Source organism: Arthrobacter paludis (assembly GCF_056782315.1).
On sequence record NZ_JBXAEW010000004.1, the window covers coordinates 89,436 to 107,197 of the forward strand.

Annotated in this window: 16 protein-coding genes; 8 read left to right on the forward strand and 8 right to left on the reverse strand. The window is 73.5% G+C overall.

The genetic code is table 11. From position 1 onward, the window contains the following. Nucleotides 1–72 precede the first annotated feature (72 nt). Nucleotides 73–1,278: a glycoside hydrolase family 3 N-terminal domain-containing protein gene (locus AC1Q5D_RS04575; protein WP_481737385.1), complete on the forward strand. Its 1,206-nt coding sequence runs from the start codon at nucleotides 73–75 to the stop codon at nucleotides 1,276–1,278. Between the two features lie 3 nt (nucleotides 1,279–1,281). On the opposite strand, the gene AC1Q5D_RS04580 is transcribed toward AC1Q5D_RS04575, so the two are convergent. From AC1Q5D_RS04580 to AC1Q5D_RS04590, 3 genes are all read right to left on the reverse strand, one after another. Further along, nucleotides 1,282–2,523, reverse strand: coding sequence for an MFS transporter (locus AC1Q5D_RS04580; RefSeq protein WP_481737386.1), 1,242 nt, complete (start codon nucleotides 2,521–2,523; stop codon nucleotides 1,282–1,284). 93 nt (nucleotides 2,524–2,616) lie between these two features. Continuing rightward, complete coding sequence (locus AC1Q5D_RS04585; RefSeq protein WP_481737387.1) at nucleotides 2,617–3,123, reverse strand: hypothetical protein; 507 nt, start codon at nucleotides 3,121–3,123, stop codon at nucleotides 2,617–2,619. Nucleotides 3,124–3,251: 128 nt separating this feature from the next. Beyond that, nucleotides 3,252–4,223: a LysR family transcriptional regulator gene (locus tag AC1Q5D_RS04590; RefSeq protein ID WP_481737388.1), complete on the reverse strand. Its 972-nt coding sequence runs from the start codon at nucleotides 4,221–4,223 to the stop codon at nucleotides 3,252–3,254. A 96-nt stretch (nucleotides 4,224–4,319) separates the two neighbouring features. Here AC1Q5D_RS04590 and AC1Q5D_RS04595 point away from each other — a divergent pair, with 96 nt between their 5' ends. After that, nucleotides 4,320–5,363 carry an MBL fold metallo-hydrolase gene (locus AC1Q5D_RS04595; protein WP_481737389.1) on the forward strand — a complete coding sequence of 348 codons (1,044 nt, stop codon included), beginning with the start codon at nucleotides 4,320–4,322 and terminating at the stop codon, nucleotides 5,361–5,363. Nucleotides 5,364–5,412: 49 nt separating this feature from the next. Beyond that, entirely contained in the window at nucleotides 5,413–6,798 is a 1,386-nt protein-coding gene (locus AC1Q5D_RS04600) for an MFS transporter (protein WP_481737390.1), read from the forward strand. A 31-nt stretch (nucleotides 6,799–6,829) separates the two neighbouring features. Here the strand turns inward: AC1Q5D_RS04600 and AC1Q5D_RS04605 are convergent, their stop codons facing one another. Further along, nucleotides 6,830–8,515 (reverse strand): alkaline phosphatase D family protein, encoded by a 1,686-nt coding sequence (locus AC1Q5D_RS04605; RefSeq protein ID WP_481737391.1) that lies wholly within the window; start codon nucleotides 8,513–8,515, stop codon nucleotides 6,830–6,832. 192 nt (nucleotides 8,516–8,707) lie between these two features. On the opposite strand from AC1Q5D_RS04605, the gene AC1Q5D_RS04610 reads away from it, so the two are divergent. The 3 genes from AC1Q5D_RS04610 (at nucleotide 8,708) to AC1Q5D_RS04620 (ending at nucleotide 12,371) form a co-directional block, all read left to right on the forward strand. Beyond that, on the forward strand, nucleotides 8,708–9,676 hold the full coding sequence (locus AC1Q5D_RS04610; RefSeq protein WP_481737392.1) for an endonuclease/exonuclease/phosphatase family protein: 969 nt from the start codon (nucleotides 8,708–8,710) through the stop codon (nucleotides 9,674–9,676). A gap of 87 nt (nucleotides 9,677–9,763) precedes the next feature. Beyond that, complete coding sequence (locus AC1Q5D_RS04615; protein WP_481737393.1) at nucleotides 9,764–11,185, forward strand: MFS transporter; 1,422 nt, start codon at nucleotides 9,764–9,766, stop codon at nucleotides 11,183–11,185. A 307-nt stretch (nucleotides 11,186–11,492) separates the two neighbouring features. Beyond that, nucleotides 11,493–12,371 carry an endonuclease/exonuclease/phosphatase family protein gene (locus AC1Q5D_RS04620; protein ID WP_481737394.1) on the forward strand — a complete coding sequence of 293 codons (879 nt, stop codon included), beginning with the start codon at nucleotides 11,493–11,495 and terminating at the stop codon, nucleotides 12,369–12,371. Between the two features lie 275 nt (nucleotides 12,372–12,646). Here AC1Q5D_RS04620 and AC1Q5D_RS04625 read toward each other — a convergent pair whose 3' ends face one another. Next, entirely contained in the window at nucleotides 12,647–12,955 is a 309-nt protein-coding gene (locus tag AC1Q5D_RS04625) for a thioredoxin family protein (RefSeq protein ID WP_481737395.1), read from the reverse strand. 183 nt (nucleotides 12,956–13,138) lie between these two features. Here AC1Q5D_RS04625 and AC1Q5D_RS04630 point away from each other — a divergent pair, with 183 nt between their 5' ends. Together AC1Q5D_RS04630 and AC1Q5D_RS04635 are read left to right on the forward strand one after the other, a co-directional pair. Continuing rightward, entirely contained in the window at nucleotides 13,139–13,501 is a 363-nt protein-coding gene (locus AC1Q5D_RS04630) for a PadR family transcriptional regulator (RefSeq protein ID WP_481737396.1), read from the forward strand. Beyond that, nucleotides 13,501–14,847, forward strand: coding sequence for a permease prefix domain 1-containing protein (locus AC1Q5D_RS04635; RefSeq protein WP_481737397.1), 1,347 nt, complete (start codon nucleotides 13,501–13,503; stop codon nucleotides 14,845–14,847). The genes AC1Q5D_RS04630 and AC1Q5D_RS04635 overlap by 1 nt, the downstream gene beginning before the upstream one ends. A 62-nt stretch (nucleotides 14,848–14,909) precedes the next feature. Here the strand turns inward: AC1Q5D_RS04635 and AC1Q5D_RS04640 are convergent, their stop codons facing one another. From AC1Q5D_RS04640 to AC1Q5D_RS04650, 3 genes are read right to left on the reverse strand one after another with little or no spacing between them, the layout of a single operon-like run. Further along, nucleotides 14,910–15,872 (reverse strand): alpha/beta hydrolase, encoded by a 963-nt coding sequence (locus AC1Q5D_RS04640; RefSeq protein WP_481737398.1) that lies wholly within the window; start codon nucleotides 15,870–15,872, stop codon nucleotides 14,910–14,912. Nucleotides 15,873–15,882: 10 nt separating this feature from the next. Continuing rightward, the gene (locus AC1Q5D_RS04645) at nucleotides 15,883–16,452 is read right to left on the reverse strand and encodes a flavin reductase family protein (RefSeq protein ID WP_481737399.1); all 570 of its coding nucleotides are present in this window, start codon (nucleotides 16,450–16,452) and stop codon (nucleotides 15,883–15,885) included. Then, the gene (locus tag AC1Q5D_RS04650; protein WP_481737400.1) at nucleotides 16,449–17,645 is read right to left on the reverse strand and encodes an acyl-CoA dehydrogenase family protein; all 1,197 of its coding nucleotides are present in this window, start codon (nucleotides 17,643–17,645) and stop codon (nucleotides 16,449–16,451) included. Before AC1Q5D_RS04650 ends, AC1Q5D_RS04645 begins: the two co-directional genes overlap by 4 nt. Nucleotides 17,646–17,762 lie beyond the last annotated feature (117 nt).

The window sequence follows — 17,762 nt, forward strand, 5'->3', positions numbered from 1 at the left end:
CCCGCCGATTCCATGGGACGGGCGGGAAGCCGCCACGATTAGACTGGTCTCACACCCGAACCTGGAGGATCCATGCCCCGCGCCCGACGCCGGCTCGCCCTGTTCGCCGCCGCGGCCGCCGCCGTGCTCCCGCTCTCCGCCTGCGGCCCCACCGGCCCCGCGGAGCAGACCGACGGCGGGGCCCCGCCGTCGTCCGCCGCGTCGTCGACGGCGGCGACCACCACGCCCGACCCGATCTCGATCTCCCCGGACCCCCACGGCCCGGGGGCCGTGCTCGAGGAGATGACGCTGGAGCAGAAGATCGGGCAGGTCCTCATGGTCGGCGTGCCGGCCGAGGGCGTCACCGCCGCGGAGCACGCGGCGCTGGAGGACAGCGCCGTCGGCAACGTCTTCCTCAAGGGCCGCAGCTCGGCCGGGGTCGAGGCCACGGCCGGCGTCGTCGAGGAGCTGAAGGCGACGGTCGAGGCGGCCCAGGACGGCCGGGAGCCGTTCGTGGCCACGGACCAGGAGGGCGGGGCCGTGCAGGTCCTGTCCGGCCCCGGCTTCACGGACATCCCCGCGGCGCTCGAGCAGGGCTCCTGGCCCGCCGCGGAGCTGCGCGCCGCCGCGGCCGAGTGGGGCGGCGAACTGGCCGAGGCCGGCGTGGACGTCAACCTTGCCCCGGTCGCCGACACCGTCCCGGAGTCCGTGGGGCGGGCCAACGACCCCATCGGCTTCTTCGGCCGCCAGTACGGGGACACGCCCTCCGAGGTCGTGGAATCCGCCGGCGCCTTCGCCACCGGCATGGAGGAGGCCGGCGTCGCGACCGTGCCGAAGCACTTCCCCGGCCTGGGCCGCGTCACCGCGAACACGGACACGGCCTCCGGGGTCGTGGACACGCAGACCACGCGCGACGACGAGAGCGTCGAGCCGTTCCGCGCCGCCGTCGAGGGTGGCGCCGAGTGGATCATGGTCTCCAGCGCCGTCTACGACCGGATCGATCCCGGCGTGCCGGCGCCGTTCTCCCGCACGATCGTCACGGACATGCTCCGCGAGGACCTGGGCTTCGGCGGGATGGTCATCTCCGACGACCTCTGCCAGGCCAAGCAGGTCGAGGACATCCCCTACGCCGAGCGGGCCACCCGGTTCTTCGCCGCGGGCGGGACGATGCTGCTGTGCGTCGACACGGCGCCCGTCGGGGAGATGGCGGCGGCCATGGAGAAGGCGGCGAAGGCGGACCCGGAGTTCGCACGCGCCATCGACGAGGCCGCGCTGCGCGTGCTGGAGGCGAAGGCCTAGCCCCTAGCGGTGCGCCAGCACCAGGCCCAGCCGGCGCTCCGAGAGCAGGAGGGCCAGCCCGGCGCCGGCCGCGCCGAAGAAGGCGCAGACCCACCAGGTGGAGTCCCACCCGCCCGTGCGGGTGGCCAGCCACGCGACGAGGGCCGGGCCGAAGAAGTTGCCGGCCGTGTAGATCTGCTGCATGAGCCCCATGACCCCGGAGGCCGAGCCGTTCGGCGGGGCCAGGTCCACGGCGAGCCGCGTCAGGGACGACGGCACGAGCGCCCCCGTGAACGAGAACGCGCACGCGCACAGGAACTGCAGGGCGAACCCGCCGGGCACCGGGGCCCAGTCCACGGCGAAGAGCAGGAACGCGGCGACGGCCATGACGGCGAACGTCGGGATGATCAGCTGCCGCACCCCGTACCCGCGGCGGAGCAGCAGGCCGGAGACGACGGCGCCGACCGCGTTCAGCCCGCCCGCGAGCGCGGAGAGGGCCCCCGCGGCGAGCCCGCCCACGCCGTTCTCCGCGTAGACGGTCGGCAGGAACCCGATGACGGCCATCCATTGGACGGTGTAGCAGCCGAATACGGCCCCCGCCACCCAGGGCTTCCAGGTGCGCACGCTCGCCCCGACCCGGGCCAGGGCCGCCCGGGTGCCGCCCCCGGCCGGGGGCGGGTCGGCCGGCACGTGGCGCAGCACGAGGGGGAGGGGCAGCAGCGTCAGGGCGGCCATCACCCAGTACCAGGGGCGCCAGTCCGTGACCTGGAGCAGCAGGGCGCTGCCGAGGACGGCCAGGAACGTCGCGGTCCCCTGGAAGGACGCCCAGAACCCGAGGGCCGTGGTGACGCGGTGCAGGGGGGTGGAGCGCCGGATGAGCGGCGGTGCGACGACGGTGGCCGTCAGGAAGCCGGCCCCCTCGACCGCCCGGCCGACCATGAGGACGGTGGCCGTGGGCGCCAGCGCCCCGATGGCCGTGCCCGCCAGCAGCAGGACCAGTCCCGTGAGGAGGGCGCGGCGCAGCCCGACGCGCTCGGCGAACAGCGACACGGGTAGCCCGCCGACCAGGCCGGCCAGCTGGACTAGGCCGAGCAGGTAGCCGGCCTGGACGAGGCCCATCCCGAGCTCGTCGCTGATCAGGAGGAGCGCACTGGGCAGCTTCCAGATGTGCATCGCCGCGACGACGCCGGTCAGCACGATCGCGATCCACGCCGCGTCGCCGCCGGCCCGCCTGGTCGCGGGGGCGGCGGGGTCCGCCATGGCCATACGCCCCTGCTCCTCCGGCCGTGCCGCCGGCGTCAGCGCCGGATCGGCACCACCCTAGCCACGGGGACCGGAACGGGGACGAATGTGAAGCGGCTACGGGCAGGCGATCGCCGGGTTGAACGCCGTGAACGTCCCGGCGGGGTTCTCCTCCCACACCCACACGTGGCGGGACACCTGTCCCTCAAACGGGCCGGGCTCGAACTCGACGCCGGCGACGTGGGCCGACGGTGCGTTTGAGATGTACTCGGCCGCGACGAGCTCGAAGTCGCCGGCCTCGTCCGGCATGTACACCAGGACCTCGGGCTTGAGCCGCTGGATCTCGTCGTCGATGGCCGTGAACTTGACGAAGTGCACGCCCATGGCGCCGAGGCCGGGCACCTCGATGCAGTCGATCGTGCTGACGTAGCCCGCCGCGACGGCCTCGTCGACGTCCCGGAAGTCGTTCAGCGAACGCTCGAGTTGGCGGACCAGGTTCCGCTGGGGGTGGGTGAGGCCGTCGTCGTGGCCGGGGTCCGCGAGGGCGGTGCCGGCGGGGACGAGCAGCAGGGCAGCCGCGGCGGCCGCGGCGGACAGGACGGGGGTGCGGGTGAACGCGGGCATCGAGGTCTCCGATCGGGAGTGGGCCGCGGGGCGTCGGGGCGGCACCCGGCGGTGGTCCCACGATGCCAGCACCGTAGGCGCTGCGGGTCCGGCGCCGAAGCGGGGGCCACCCCAGCACTCGCGGGGGTTCATCGTGCGACGGCGCTCTTGTGCCCGGGGCGTCCGCGTGCAGGTCGCGGATCGTCCGCCCCGGCAGCACGTGACGCCTCGTCGGACCAGTGGGCGCGCAGTGCGGCCATCGCCTCGGCGACGAGGGCGCTGGCGGGGATCCCGGAGGGCCGGGAGGCCACGACCGAATTGCGCTGGACCGCGTCCACCAGGGGGACGAAGACCAGCGGGCGGCCCTCGGGGCTGGAGGCGACCGGCTGGTTCAGGAGGGAGTAGGCGAGGTTCCGTCCCACGACGTTGTGGATGGCGGGCACGCTCGCGGAGTGCCAGAGGACGCGGGGTTCGACGCCGGCTCCGGTGAACTCGGCGATGGTGTGCTGAAGGGCAGGTTCCTCGTCGAGGAGCATCGCGGGGTACCCGGCCAGGTCCTGCAGCCGCAGGGAGCTGTGCCCGGCCAGCGGGTGCTCGGAACTGAGCGCGACGTGCCGGTGGGCCGCCGCCAGCTCCTCCGCGGCGCACTCCCGGGCGGTCTGGGCCTCGTAGATGACGCAGACCTGGCAGCGCCCGGCCAGCATCGCGTCCTGGATCTCGGGGCCGGAGCCCTCGAGGAAGTCGAGCTGCACGCGGGGGTGCCGGGCGGCGAACCAGTCGACCAGCGGTGGGATCGCGTGGACGGACAGCGTCCGGAAGACCCCGACGACGAGGCGCCCGGACAGCTGCCCGTGCACCTCGTCGACGGCGGCGGAGATCGCGGCGACCTGGTCCGTCACGAGGCGCGCGCGGGCGGCGACGGCCTGGCCCTCGGGCGTCAGGGCCAGCCCCTTGCCGCGCCGGCGGATCGCGAGCGGCGCGCCCACGGACTGCTCCAGCTGGGCCAGGCCCAGACTGACCGCCGCCTGGGTGACGTGGCACCGGGCGGCGGCCTCGGTGACGGAGCCGGTCTCCGCAATCGCCGCGAAGTACTCCAGCTGCCGCAACGTGACCTCGGCCATGAGTCCTCCTTATGGGTCGCTCAAGATCTTATAGCTTGAGAAATGTGATGCCAATCACGAAGGTTGGTGCAGACCCATTTCCCACGGAAGGACACCATGTCCGATTTCTCCGCCCCCTACGTCGTGGCCCTCGGAACCGCCGGCGGTCCGCGCTGGTGGACCGACCACCAGGGCGCCCCGCGCGCCGGCATCGCCACCGCCGTCGTCGTCGGCGACACCTGGTACCTCGTGGACTGCGGCCAGGGAGCCGGCCGCCAGGCCCACGCGGCGGGCCTGCGCATGAAGGACCTCGGGGGCGTCTTCATCACGCACATGCACTCCGACCACACGGTGGACCTGCCGTCGCTGCTGCTGTTCGGGGCCTTCGAGCTCAAGAACTCACCGCGCGAGGCCATCCCGCTGGTCGGCCCCGGCGACCGGGGCAAGCTGCCGCCGCTCTCGCCGCGCGCAACCGCGGTGCCCGAACCCGTCGCGGCCGCGCGCCCGACGCCCGGCGTGGCCGGCCTGTTCGACGGCCTCCTGGCCGCCTACGCGACGGACTTCAACGACCGCATCTTCGATTCGCTCGCCACCGGCCCCGCCGAGCAGTTCGAGCCCCGGGAGATCGAGATCCCCGCCTCCAGCGGCTTCGACCCCGACACGAACGTCGCCCCGGAGATGGAGCCGTTCGAGGTCTTCCGCGACGCCCACGTGGTGGTCTCGGCGATCCTGGTCTCCCACCACCCGACGGCGCCGGCGTTCGCATTCCGGTTCGAGACGGAGGCCGGTTCCGTGACGATCTCCGGCGACACCGCGCCCTGCGCCAACATGGTGCGCCTGGCGCGCGGCACCGACCTGCTGCTCCACGAGGCGATCAACCTCGAGGTCCTGGCGCGGCAGTACAGCGACGCCGCGATGCTCCAGGCGACCATGGACCACCACCGGCGGGCCCACACCACGGCCGCCGATGCGGGGCGGATCGCCGCGCAGGCCGGCGCTGCCCGGCTGGCCCTGCACCACCTCGTCCCCAGCTACTCACCGCCGGAGGCCTGGGCCGAGGCCCGGACCACGTTCGGCGGCCCCCTCCTCGTGCCGAACGACCTCGACACCATCCCCTTCGGCCGCGCCCTGGCGGAACCCGCCGCCGTCGCCCTCGCCTGACCCGCCCCCGGCCGGCGCACCCGCCCGGCCGCGACCAGAAGGACGCGCCATGCCCACGAACCCCGTGCCCGCCCACGGCACCTACCACGCCCCGCCGCGCGAGATGCGCCGCATCCTGTTCTCGAGCTTCCTCGGCACGGCCGTGGAGTACTACGACTTCATCCTCTACGCCACGTCCGCCGGGATCGTCTTCAACCAGGTGTTCTTCGCCGGGCTGGACCCGGCCACGGCGCTGTTCGTCTCGTTCGGGACGCTCGCCATCGGATACGTCGCCCGGCCCCTCGGCGGCTTCCTCTTCGGCCACCTCGGCGACCGGATGGGCCGCAAGGCGATCCTCATCGGCACCGTGCTGATCATGGGCATCGCCTCCACCCTCATCGGCCTCCTGCCCACCAGCGCCCAGATCGGCCTCTGGGCCCCGATCCTGCTCGTGACCCTGCGGCTGTGCCAGGGCATCGCCGTCGGCGGGGAGTGGGGCGGAGCCATGCTGCTGGCCTTCGAGAACGCGAAGCGCGAATCGCGCGGGTTCGCCTCCGCCTTCGCCTACATGGGGGCGCCGGCGGGCACGATCACCGGCACCCTGATCCTGGCCGGCATGGCCTCGACGCCGCAGGAGCAGTTCCTGTCCTGGGGCTGGCGCGTCCCGTTCGTGCTCTCCGCCGTCCTGATGGCGGTCGCGATCTTCATCCGGATGCGCGTCTCGGAGTCCCGGGTCTTCCGCGAGCTGTCCGAGCGCAGCGAGAAGTCCAAGCGCCACGTCCCCGCCGTCGAGCTGTTCCGCGAGCACCCGAAGTCGCTGCTGACCGCCGTCGCCACGGGGCTGTCCGGGCAGATGGCGCAGGGGCTGATGGGCGCCTGGGCGGTCGCCTACGCCGTGCAGCAGGCCGTGCTCGCCCCGACCGAGGTGCTCAACCTCAAGGCCGTGGGCGGGGTCGCCACGATCGTCATGATCATCGTCGCCTCCAAGCTCTCGGACCGGCTCGGGCGCCGGCGGGTGCTGGTGGCCGGGAACATCGGCGCCATGCTCCTCGCCTTCCCGGTCATGTCGCTGCTCGAGCTGGGGTCGACGGCGGCGTTCCTGCTGGCGATCTTCCTCGGCCTGTCCACTGTCCAGGGCTTCACCGCCGGGCCGTACGGGGCGTACGCGGGCGAGCTGTTCCCGACGTCCGTGCGCTACTCGGGCACCTCGATCGGCTACCAGCTGGCCTCGACGCTGGGTGCCGGGTTCACCCCGATGATCGCGACCGCCCTCGTCGTGGCGGGCGGCGGGTCGCTGCACCTGGTGGCGGTGCTGTGGATCGCCTTCTCGGCCGTGAGCCTCGTGGCGCTGCTCGCGTCCAAGGACCGCTCCGGGCAGGAGATCCAGGACCTGGACGGCCCGGGCGAGGCGTTGCCGGCCGCGGCCCCGGCGCCGGACCGGGCGCCGGTCGCCTAGCGCGCCGACGTCCCCGACCGCCGGGCCGCGCCTACTCCACGGGCGCGGCCCGGCGCTCGCGCGACTGCAGGGTGAACTCGGCGACCCGCTCCAGGCGCGGGTTGTCGTGGTCCCCGTCCTCGACGATCCCGGTGTCCCACCACAGGCGCAGCCCGGCCGGCGTGTCCTCGAGCGTGGCCAGGTTGTTGTCGAACCACGGGCCCCGGATGCCCCGCCACGCGAACGGCGGGTCGGGCACGTGCGCGGACAGGGCCATGAGGTGGCCGACGACGGCGGCCGGCCCGTACGCCATGGCCGCCGAGAAGAAACGCATGAACCGCGGCAGCGGGTTGCGGACCGGCGAGCAGACGGCCTGGAAGATCCGGCTGCCGGAGTCCCGCTCGACCTCGGCCACGTAGGAGAAGTGCACGTCGCCGGACAGGAACGTGACCGTGTCCGGGGCCGGCCCGCGCAGTCCGTCCGCGACCTCCGTGGCCATCCGGGACACCTCCCGGAAGCTCGACTGGAACGCCGCCCAGTGCTCCAGGTCCACGGCGCGGCGCAGCCGCTCGCCCAGCCATGCCCAGCCGCGGCCCCACGCGCCCTGGCTGATGGCCTCGTCCCACGCCTCCACGTGGTGCAGGCCCGTCGGCAGCATGAACGGCAGGGACGTCCCGATCAGCAGGTGGCGCACGCCCCCCGCCAGCACGGCGTCCACCCAGTCCAGCTCCGACGGGTCCAGCAGCGCGCGCTGCCGCGGGTCCAGGACGCGGGCGGCCCGCGAGTCGACGACGACCAGCCGCACGTCCCCGAAGTCGCGCTTGAAGCTGAACCGGTACGTGGTCGGCTCGGCGTCCACCCGCCGGGCGAAGGCGTCCAGCGCGTCGGAGAGGTCCGGCTCGGCGTCGCCGTCGCCCCGCTTCGCCAACTGCCACAGGGCGTCCCGCTCCCGCTCGGCGGGAGTCAGGTTCCCCAGGTGCTGGTACACCCAGTAGGACCCGAGCCCGGCCGTGATGCGCCCGTCCCACCACGACGTGCGGTCCATCTCCCGGCGCCAGTCGAGGGAGGAGTTCCAGTCGTCGCGGATGTCGTGGTCGTCGAAGATCATCGCGGTCGGCAGGGTGGAGAACAGCCAGCGGTTCACCGGGTCCGACCACGCGAGCTTGTACAGGTGCGCGTACTCCTCGTAGTCCTTCAGCTCCGCGCCGGGCGGGTCCTTGAGGCTGCGCCGGGTCGCGATGAAGTCGCGCATCTCCGCGCTGGTCGAGTCCGCGTACACCTGGTCGCCCAGCAGCAGCGCCAGGTCCGGCCACCGTCCGTCCTCGGCGGCGAGCCGCAGCGCGAAGGCGCGCATCGCGTCCACGCCGTGGCGGCGGTTGCCGTCCGAGTCGTGGGGGACCGACGTGCGGCAGGAGCCGAACGCCATCCGCAGCGGCCGGTCCGGGTCCAGGGTGGCGATCCGCGGCGCGGGCAGCCGGTCGTCCAGGGGCCACGCCTGCGCGCCGTCGACCTCCAGCGTGTACGGGTACTCGCGGCCCGGCTCCAGCCCGTCCACCTCCACGAGCGCGTAGTGGTGCCCGTGGGCGGCGAACGTGTGAGCGGTCCAGGAGCGCTCGCCGGAGCGGACGACGGCGGTGCCCGCGTCGCGGGTCTCCACCCAGATGGACGCGGACTCCTCGTCGACATGCCGCAGCATGGGTCCGAGCACGAGTGTCCCGTCCCGGGCGTGTGCCTTCATCGCGCGTCCTTCCCACACCGGATCCCCAGGGGACCAGCTTCCCGCATCGGCGCGCGCACGCAAAGGGCCGGTCCACGCCGCGGCCGGGCAGGTCGTTGCCGCCGCGTGGCGCCCGGTTCACCGGGGCGCAGGCGCCGCGTCACCCGGGCGGGCGACGATGTGGGCGCCAGCGCCTCGACGGAAGGAAAGCCCATGCCCGCCCCGCACCAGCCCACCCCGCCCGCCGCCAGCCGCACGTTCACCCGCCGGACCGCCCTCGCGGGCCTGGGCGGCGCCGCCGCGGTCGCCGCGGCGGGCCTGTCCGCCGGCCCGGCCGCCGCATCCACCCGACGCTCCGAGGCCGCCCCGCTCATCGGCCCCGCCCGGCCCGGCCGCCTGCACGTCATGAGCTTCAACATCCGCTACGACCGCGCGGGCACCCAGCCCGGCCAGGCCGACTACTGGCCGGAGCGCGCCCCGCTGGTCGAGGAGCTCGTCCGCCGCGAGCGCCCCACGGTCCTGGGCGTCCAGGAGGCGGAGTTCACGCAACTGTCCGCGGTCGAGGCGGCCCTGCCCCCGGCGTACCGGATGGTCGGCTACGGGCGCGACGGCGGCAGCGGCGGGGAGTACTCCTCGCTCTTCTTCGACACCGAGCGCCTCGAGCTGCTCGAGTGGGACCAGTTCTGGCTCTCCGACACCCCGGACACCATCGGCTCCGCGACCTGGGGCAACAGCGTCACCCGCATCGTCACGTGGGCCCGCCTGCGGGACCGCGCGGCCGCCACGGAGTTCGTCGCCGTCAACACGCACTTCGACCACGAGTCCGAGGAGGCCCGGGTCAAGAGCGCCCGCGTGCTCGTGGACCTGGCCGCCGGCTTCGGGGGACTGCCCGTCATCGCGACCGGCGACTTCAACGCCGCCGCCGGGGACTCCGCGCCGTACGAGGCGCTCGTCGGGTCCGGGGCCTTCGCCGACACGTGGGACTCCGCCGCCGAGCGCTTCACCCCGGCCTGGGGCACGTTCCCCAACTACAAGGATCCGGTCGAGGGCGGCCGGCGGATCGACTGGCTGCTGGCCACCCCGGGCAACGTCGCCGTGCACGCCGCCGCGATCAACACCTGGACGAAGGACGGCCGCTACCCGTCGGACCACGTGCCCGTCCAGGCGCTCGTCTCCCTGTAGGGGCCCGGGCCGGACGCCCCGGACCCCGCCGACGGTGGATGATGGGGGATGGGCCGCGCGGGGCGGCCCGGCGAGACGGAGGTGCGGATGCGGACGACGGCGGGGCGACCGGCCGGGCCCGGACTGCTGGCGGCGCTGGTCGGCGCGGTGGGGATCGGGCCGCTGCTGACCTACGGGCTGAGCGCGACGAGCGACCTGGTCATCGCGGACCTCGGCATCGGGGCCGCGGAGTTCGGCCTGCTTGCCACGGCCACGTTCGCGTGTGCGGCGGTCGGCAACGCGGCACTGGGCCGCGTCGCCGACCGGCACTCCGACCGGTCCCTCATGGTCGCGATCTTCCTGCTGGCGGCGCTGGGCCTGGGCCTCGCCGCGATCCCGGGCGGCTACGTGCTGCTGCTCGTCGCCGCGGGCCTGGCCGGCGTCGCGCAGTCCTTCCCCAACGGCGTCACCAACCGGATCCTGCTCCAGCGGGTCCCGGCCCACCAACGGATCGGCTGGACCGGGATCAAGCAGTCCGGCGTCCAGGCCAGCCAGCTCGTCGCCAGCATCGCCTTCCCGGCGCTCGCCGTGTGGATCGGGTGGCGGGGCGCCTCCCTCCTCGGCGCGCTCCTCGCCCTGGTGCTGCTGTTCCTGGCCCTGCGCGCGCTCGCCGCCGTGCCGTCATTGCCCGACGACGGCGGCGCCCACGCCCGGAGGCCCACGGCCGGTGCGACCCAGGAGGCCGGCCCCGCCCCGGCGACCCCGCCGTCGTCCGCGACCTCGGGCGCGGACCCGACCCCGCCGTCGTCCGCGACCTCGGGCGCGGACCCGTCGACCGCGCCCCCGGGTGCGGACCCGTCGTCCGCGCAGCCGGGCGCCGGCCCGGCCCCGACGTCGACCGCGGCGCAGGCGTCCCGGACGCGGCGGCTGCCGCGCTCCGAGCAGCCGTTCGTCGTCTGGGCCCTGGCCGCCTTCGGCTTCCTCAACGGCCTCGGCGTGCAGGCCACCAACGTCTACGTGCCGCTGTTCGCCGTGCGGGAGCTGGACTTCAGTCTGGTGCTCGGCGGGGCGGCCGCCGCGGCCGCCGGCGCGATCGGGGTCGCCGCCCGCGTGGGCTGGGGGCGCGTGATGTCCCGCGGCGCGTCCGCCCCCGCGCTGCTGCTGACGCTCGCGCTCATGGCCCTCGTCGGGGCCGGCGTGTTCCTGGCCGCCGGGGCCACCGCGTGGGCACCGCTGCTGTGGCTGGCGGTCGCGCTGCACGGAGCGTCGGCCCTGGGGGTCTCCGTCGTGCTCATGGCCGCGCTGCTGCGGAGCATCCCCGCGACGTCGATGGGGTCGGCGAGCGGCGTCGTCTCGGCCGGCCTGTTCAGCGGATTCACGCTCGGACCGCTCATGATGGGCGGGCTCATCGGCGCGACCGGCGGCTTCCAGGCCGGATGGATCGCCGTGGGGGCCTCGTATCTGGCCTGCGTCGTGCTGGCGGGCTACCTGATCCGGCGCCGCCGTCGGGCCGAAGCCGCCCGCGGCTAGCCGGCCCGCCGCGAGGCGACCCCCTGCGTGCCAGACGACCCGCTGCGCACGAGGCGACCCCTTGCGCACGAGACGACCCGGTGCGTGCGAAACACCCCGGTATGCCGGGGTGTTTCGCACGCGGCGGGGTGTCTCAAGCGCGGCGGGGTGTTTGGCGCGCGGCGGGCGCTTCGCACGCGCCGGGGCCGGTCGGCGCGGGCAGTGGTCGCGGCGCCTCGGCGTCGCCCTCGGTCGGGGATCGCCCCGCCTTACCGTGCATAAATCCGGCCCGCGTGGTGTTATACCTGCAAGGACGGAGGTCCTTGCCATGGGAAACACCCCCAGCACGATTGCCACCCGGGCCCCGGAGGCGTCCGCGCCCGTGGCCCTTCCGCTGATAGGGCCGGCCCTGGGCGCCGCCCTCCACATGATGTCCTTCAACATCCGTGGCGACTTCGGCTGGCCCGGGCCCGCCGACGCCGACTACTGGCCCCGCCGCGCCCCCGTCCTGACCCGCCTGTTGCGGGAGGAGCGCCCGACCGTCCTCGCCGTCCAGGAGGCGATGCGCCACCAGCACGCCGCCATCCGGATGGGGCTGCCAGGCCGGTACCGGATGCTCGGTTTCGGGCGCGACGGCGGCCGCCGCGGCGAGTACAACGCCCTGTTCGTGGACCAGCGCCGCCTGCGGGTCTGCGACTGGGGGCAGTTCTGGCTCTCGGACACGCCGTCGGTGGCAGGGTCGCGGACGTGGGGCAACCGGGACCCGCGGATCGTCACGTGGGCACGCCTCTTCGACCGGGCCAGCGACCGGGAGTTCGCGGTGGCCAACACCCACCTCGACCACCTCTCGCGCACGGCCCGGAACCGCGGGGCGGTGGCCCTGCTCGCCCTGTCGCGGCGCTTCGCGGGACTGCCGATGGTCCTGCTGGGCGACTTCAACGAGGCCGCGGGCTCCAGCGCCGTGTACTCGAAGCTGGTGGACTCCGGGGCGTTCGTCGACACGTGGGAAGCGGCGTCGCGGCGCCTCACCCCGGCGTGGGGAACCGACACGGAGTACGCGCCCCCGGTCGACGGCGGCGTCAGGATCGACTGGATCCTGGCCCGCCCGCGCGGGCTGGACGTGCAGGCCGCGGCGGTCAACCCCTGGACGCTGGGGGGACGGTGGCCCTCGGACCACGCCGCCGTCCAGGCGCTGATCGCCTTCTGAACCAAGGTTCAAGTGCCCTAGGTCACAATTTGGTCATGGAGAGTGACGACCATCACAAGCGTCGGTATGCTTGTCGAGGAAAGTCCGGGGGGACTACCAGGGGCGGCAGCCCCACAGGGTTTCGACCGAGGACCACAGCTAGCGCTGGCGGCATCGCCAGTCTGGTCCAGAGGCAGGCCCTTCCACCCGCCGTTTGGGCCCCGCGCCCGCGGCCCCAGCCATGCGCCGACAATGGAGTCGCCGCTGGCCGGGACCGTGGTGCGGGGCCGCGGTCTTTAACCGGCGAGGGCCCGCGTGAGGGCGTCCACCAACTCGCCCTTCGTGGGCAGCCCGGCCGGGCCGTTCGCGCCCGGGTAGACGCGGCAGGTGTAGCCCGCCGGTCCGCTCGACGGGAACAGGTCCCGCCCGTCGGCCGTGAACGACGGCGACCCCGCGAAGCCCAGCCGCTCGGCGTCCTCGGGCCCCGCGACCACGGTCTCCTCGGGCGCCGCATCCAGGCCGACGGCCGCGCATGCCTCGCGCAGCAGCTCGCGGGCGCCGCCCGTGTTGGGGCAGTCGGGGATGACTTGCAGGCCAATGCGCATGGCTGGTCCTTTCCTAGTTCCTGGTGCGTCGAGTCCATGCCCAGTATCCGCCCATCCGGCCGGCGCCCATATGCCTTCCCGGCGCCCAGCGATTCGATGCCGACCCTCCAGTACCTAGGGGCCCGAGGTACCTAGAGGTGCTAGGCTATCGATACCAAGCACTTCTAGGTATCAGGGGGCCCCGTGCACATCGACAAGGAACTGGTCGCCGCATCGGCGACCCCGCTCGTGCTGGGCATCCTCGCGGACGGCGAGCTCTACGGCTACGCCATCCTCAAACGCGTCAACGAACTCTCCGGCGGGCGCATGCAGTGGACCGACGGGATGCTCTACCCGCTCCTGCACCGGCTGGAGCGCCTGGGCCACCTCTCCTCCTCGTGGGGGGTCTCGGACGCCGGCCGCCGGCGCAAGCACTACGCGATCACGCCCGCGGGCCGCCAGGCGCTGGCCGAACGCCAGGAGCAGTGGAGCGTCGTGGCGGACGCACTCAAGCAGGTCTGGCGGACGGCGCCCGGCGCACCGCGCGTCGCGGAGGGGTGGGCCTGATGGAGCTGAAGCCCGAACTCGAGACCCAGATCGACCGGTGGCGGCGCTACGTCCAGCGGCGCCAGGCGATCTCCGCCGCAGACGTCGAGGAGCTGGAGGACCACCTGCGCGAGCAGGTCGCCGACCTGACCGCGACGGGCCTGGACGACGACGAGGCCTTCCTCGTCGCCATGAAGCGGATGGGCAACCTCGACGAGATGTCCCGGGAGTTCGCCCGCGAGCACTCGGACCGGCTGTGGAAGCAGCTCGCCGTCGTCCCCGACGCGCGCGACGCCACCGGACCCCGGTGGCGCGAACTCGCCGTCGTCCTCGGCCTGGCCGCCGGCGCGGGCCTCGCGGCGAAGCTCGGGACCGAATGGATCGGCGGCGGGCCGGCGCTGATGCGCAACCTCGGCCTACTCGTGTTCCCGTTCCTGGCCGCCTACCTCGCCTGGAAGCGCCGGCTTTCCGCCCGGACCGTGGGCCTGCTGCTGGTCCCGTTCGCGGCCCTCGCCGTCGTCCTCAACGCCTACCCATTCGCGCCGTTCGGCTCGACGGACGTGCTCGCCGCCCTCCACGTCCCCGTGGTGCTGTGGCTGCTGGCCGGCCTCGCGTACGTCGGGGGCAGGTGGCGCTCGGACGTGCGCCGCATGGACTTCGTCCGGTTCACGGGCGAGCTGTTCATCTACTACGTGCTGCTCGGACTGGGCGGGATGGCGCTCGTCGGCCTGACGTTCGGGGTGTTCGCCGTGGCAGGCGTCGACTTCGAGCCCGTCCTCGAGGCGTGGATCCTGCCCCTGGCCATGCCCGGCGCCCTCGTGGTCGCCGCGTGGCTCGTGGAGGCCAAGCAGAACGTCGTCGAGAACATCGCGCCCGTCCTGACGCGCGTGTTCACGCCGTTGACCGTGCTCATGCTGCTGGCCACGCTGGCCGTGCTGGCCACGTCCGGCGGGCTCGTGGCGGTCGACCGCGAGCTGCTGATCCTCATGGACGCGATCCTGCTGCTGGTCCTGTGCCTGGTCCTCTACTCGATCTCGGCCCGGGACTCGCTCGCGCCGGCGGGGCCGTTCGACGCCCTGCAGCTCGTGCTGCTCCTCGCGGCGCTGGCGGTGAACGCGGTGATGCTGACCGCGATGCTCACCCGGATCGCCGAGTTCGGGTTCAGCCCCAACAAGGTCGCCGCCCTCGGGCTGAACATCCTGCTGCTGGTGCACCTGGCGTGGGCGGCGTGGCTGCTGTTCGGGTTCCTGCGCCGCCGCCGCCCGTTCGCCGCGGTCGAGCGCTGGCAGACCCGGTACCTGCCGGTCTACGGGGCGTGGGCGGCCGTCGTCGTCGCCGCCTTCCCGCCGGTGTTCGGGTTCGCGTAGGGGCGGGGATGACGACGGCGGCGGCCCCGCAGGGGACCGCCGCCGTCTCAGGGCCTGCCGCGCTACCCGGTGGTTGGCGGTACGTCCCCGGCGGTCCGGCCGCGGATGAATTCCGCCACCGCGTCCAAGGCCTCGCCGCTTGCCGGCAGGACGTTGACGAGCGAGAAGAACGCGTGCATCTGCCCTGGCCACCGGCGGTGGACGACGTCGACACCCGCCTCCGCGAGGAGCCGCGCGTACTCTTCGCCCTCATCGCGCAGGACGTCGTGCTCCGCGGTGATGACGAGCGCCGGCGGCAGGTCCGCCAAGGAGGCCGCCCGCAGCGGGGACGCCTCGGGGTGCGCCCGGGCCGCCCCGTCCGGCGCGTAGTGGTTCCAGAACCAGGCCATGAATTCGGAGGTGAGGAAGAGCTGGTTCTCCGGCTCCAGATAGGACGCGCGCCCCGGGTCGCTGTCCGTTGCGGGGTAGACCAGGACCTGCCCCGCCAGGCTGGGGCCGTTCCGGTCCCGGGCGCGGTGGGTCATGACGGCGGCGAGGTTGCCGCCGGCGGAATCGCCGGCAACCCACAGCGGCACGGCGCGGCCCGCGATCGCCGTGGCCTGCTCCGCCGCCCAGGCCAGTCCTGTCCAGGCGTCCTCCACGGGGGTCGGGAACGGGTGCTCGGGTGCTTTGCGGTATTCCACGAGCACGACGGCGGCGCCGGCCTGCTCTGCGAGCCGCCGGGCCAGCGTGTCGTAGCCGTCGAGGTCTTCCAGCACCCAGCCGCCGCCATGGAAGTAGACCAGGACGGCGGCGGGATCGGTCTCGGGAACGAAGACCCGCACGCGAACCGGACCGCCGTCGTGGCCCGTCAACGCGTGGTCCTCGACGCGGCGCATGCGGGGCCCGGGACCGTAGAGGTCCCGCAGGCCGCCGCCGGCGGCGCGTGCCTCCGCGGGGGTCATTTCCCAGAGCGGGGGAGTGCCTGCCGGTGTACCGGCGGCGAGGTCGGCGAGAAACGCCTGGGTGGCGGTGTCGATGGCCATGGTGGTCCTTTCAGGAAATCCGTGAGTGGGGGCCCAGACGGTGCCAGGCGCGGTTGTGGTAGACGAGCGGCGCGTCGGCGGCATCGGCATCGGGAAGACGGGCCTGGAGGAGTTGGAGGGCGACGACGACGGAACCGCCGGCCTCCATGGTGTTGGCGATGCGCCCCCGGAGCCAGACCGGGGCCTCCGGCAGGACGGGTTCCCCGGTGGTCAGGCGCGTCCAGTGGGTGCCCTCGAACCGGTCCACGTCAGGAGTGGCGAACTTCTTGGCCAGGTCTGCCTGTCCCGCGCCGAGGAGGTGGACGACGGCGGTCTCGGCTTCCGCAACGACCGGCGTGGCCCTTGACCCGGCCGACAGGGAGAAGACGAGCAGGGGCGGCTCTGCCGACACGGAGATCACGGAGCTCACGGTCAGTCCCAAGGGGCCCGCGGGACCGTCGACGGTGACGATGGCGACGCCGGCCGGGTGGTTCCTGAACGCCGCCTTGAACTGGTCGGCGGTGATCCCGCCGCCAGGCAGGAGTGCGGGGGCGCGGTGGTCCCGCGCCTCGTCGTGCGGTTCCCGCGACGGGGCGGTCACTGGGGTGCCTCGGTCAGGGAGAAGAAGACCCACCGGGCGTCGGGGGCAAGGCCGGAGAGCTTGCGGCCGCAGCCCTGCAACACCACCGGGCCGGAGGTCATGTGCTGGGTCCCGGCGTGCATGTCGCGGAAGAACCGCTGCAAGGTCCCGTGGCGCAGGGCCGCCGTGGCGGACCAGGTGTAGACGGCCATGCAGACCTCGTGCGCGGACCAGGTGGCGTTGTTGAGGGCCAGCCGGGTCAGGGTCTCCTGCTCGTCATCCAGTTCCATCCCGGCGGCGAGGGTCGCCTCGTTGTCCGCCCAGACGTCCATCACGAAGGCCTTGGCGGAGCGCAGGGTGGCCTCCGCCCGGGCGTATTCGGCCGCGAACTGGTCCGTGTCCACGCTCGCGAACGGCGACCCCGACTTCTTCGCGGCGAGCGCCTTGAGCTCGTCGAGCATCCTCCTGGCGACGCCGAGCGCCCAGCCGGCATGGTTGATGCCGGACATGTTGGCCAGTCCCATGCGGTAGACGGCGCCGCCGTAGACCGGGCTCTTCGTCGTGACGTCGTAGGTGTACTCGTCCGGGACGAAGAGGTCCGTGCAGTGGTAGTCGATGCTGCCCGTGGCCTTCAGCCCCATGACGTCCCAGTTGTCGACGATGGTCGCCTGCTGCTTGGGGAACGTGAAGATCAGGGGCTGCCCCGTCTCCTCGACGAGTGCCGCGGTGTGGATGTGGCTGGCCAGCGGCAGGCCCGATGCGAATTGCCACGAGCCGGAGAGCAGGTAGCCGCCCTCGGCCTTCCGTGCCGTGCCCATGCGGGTTCCCTGGCCGGCCACCAGGTGGTAGCCGCCGTCCCCGAACAAGGCGTCCGTGGCCGTGCGGTCCTGGTATGCGGCCGTCGTCCCCGTGATCATCTGCAACGCCATGACGGCCCAGCCGGTCGACGCGTCGGCGTAGGAGAGCTTGGCGATCGTCTCGATCACCTGGCGCGGGCTGGCCTCGTATCCGCCGAGCTCGCGGGGGATCCCGAGCCGGAAGACGCCGGAATCGTGGAGCGCCCGGACGACGTCGTCGCGCAGCGTGCCGAGCCGCTCGTTGTCGTCGCCGGCCTCCATGAGCAGCGGAGTGATGGCCTCGAGGCGCTCCAGCAGCGCGGGGACCTCCTCGCTGGTGTGCAGGGCGTGCGGGGCCTGTGTGGAAGTGGCAGTCATCGTCGACTCCTCGGCTCGTGCGGGGTTGATGAATCGACCCTAGGTGTGGCTGGAGTCACACTTGTTATTCTGGGGTGCACCACCATTCCGTTCCTGTGCACAGTGCGACGCGCGCCC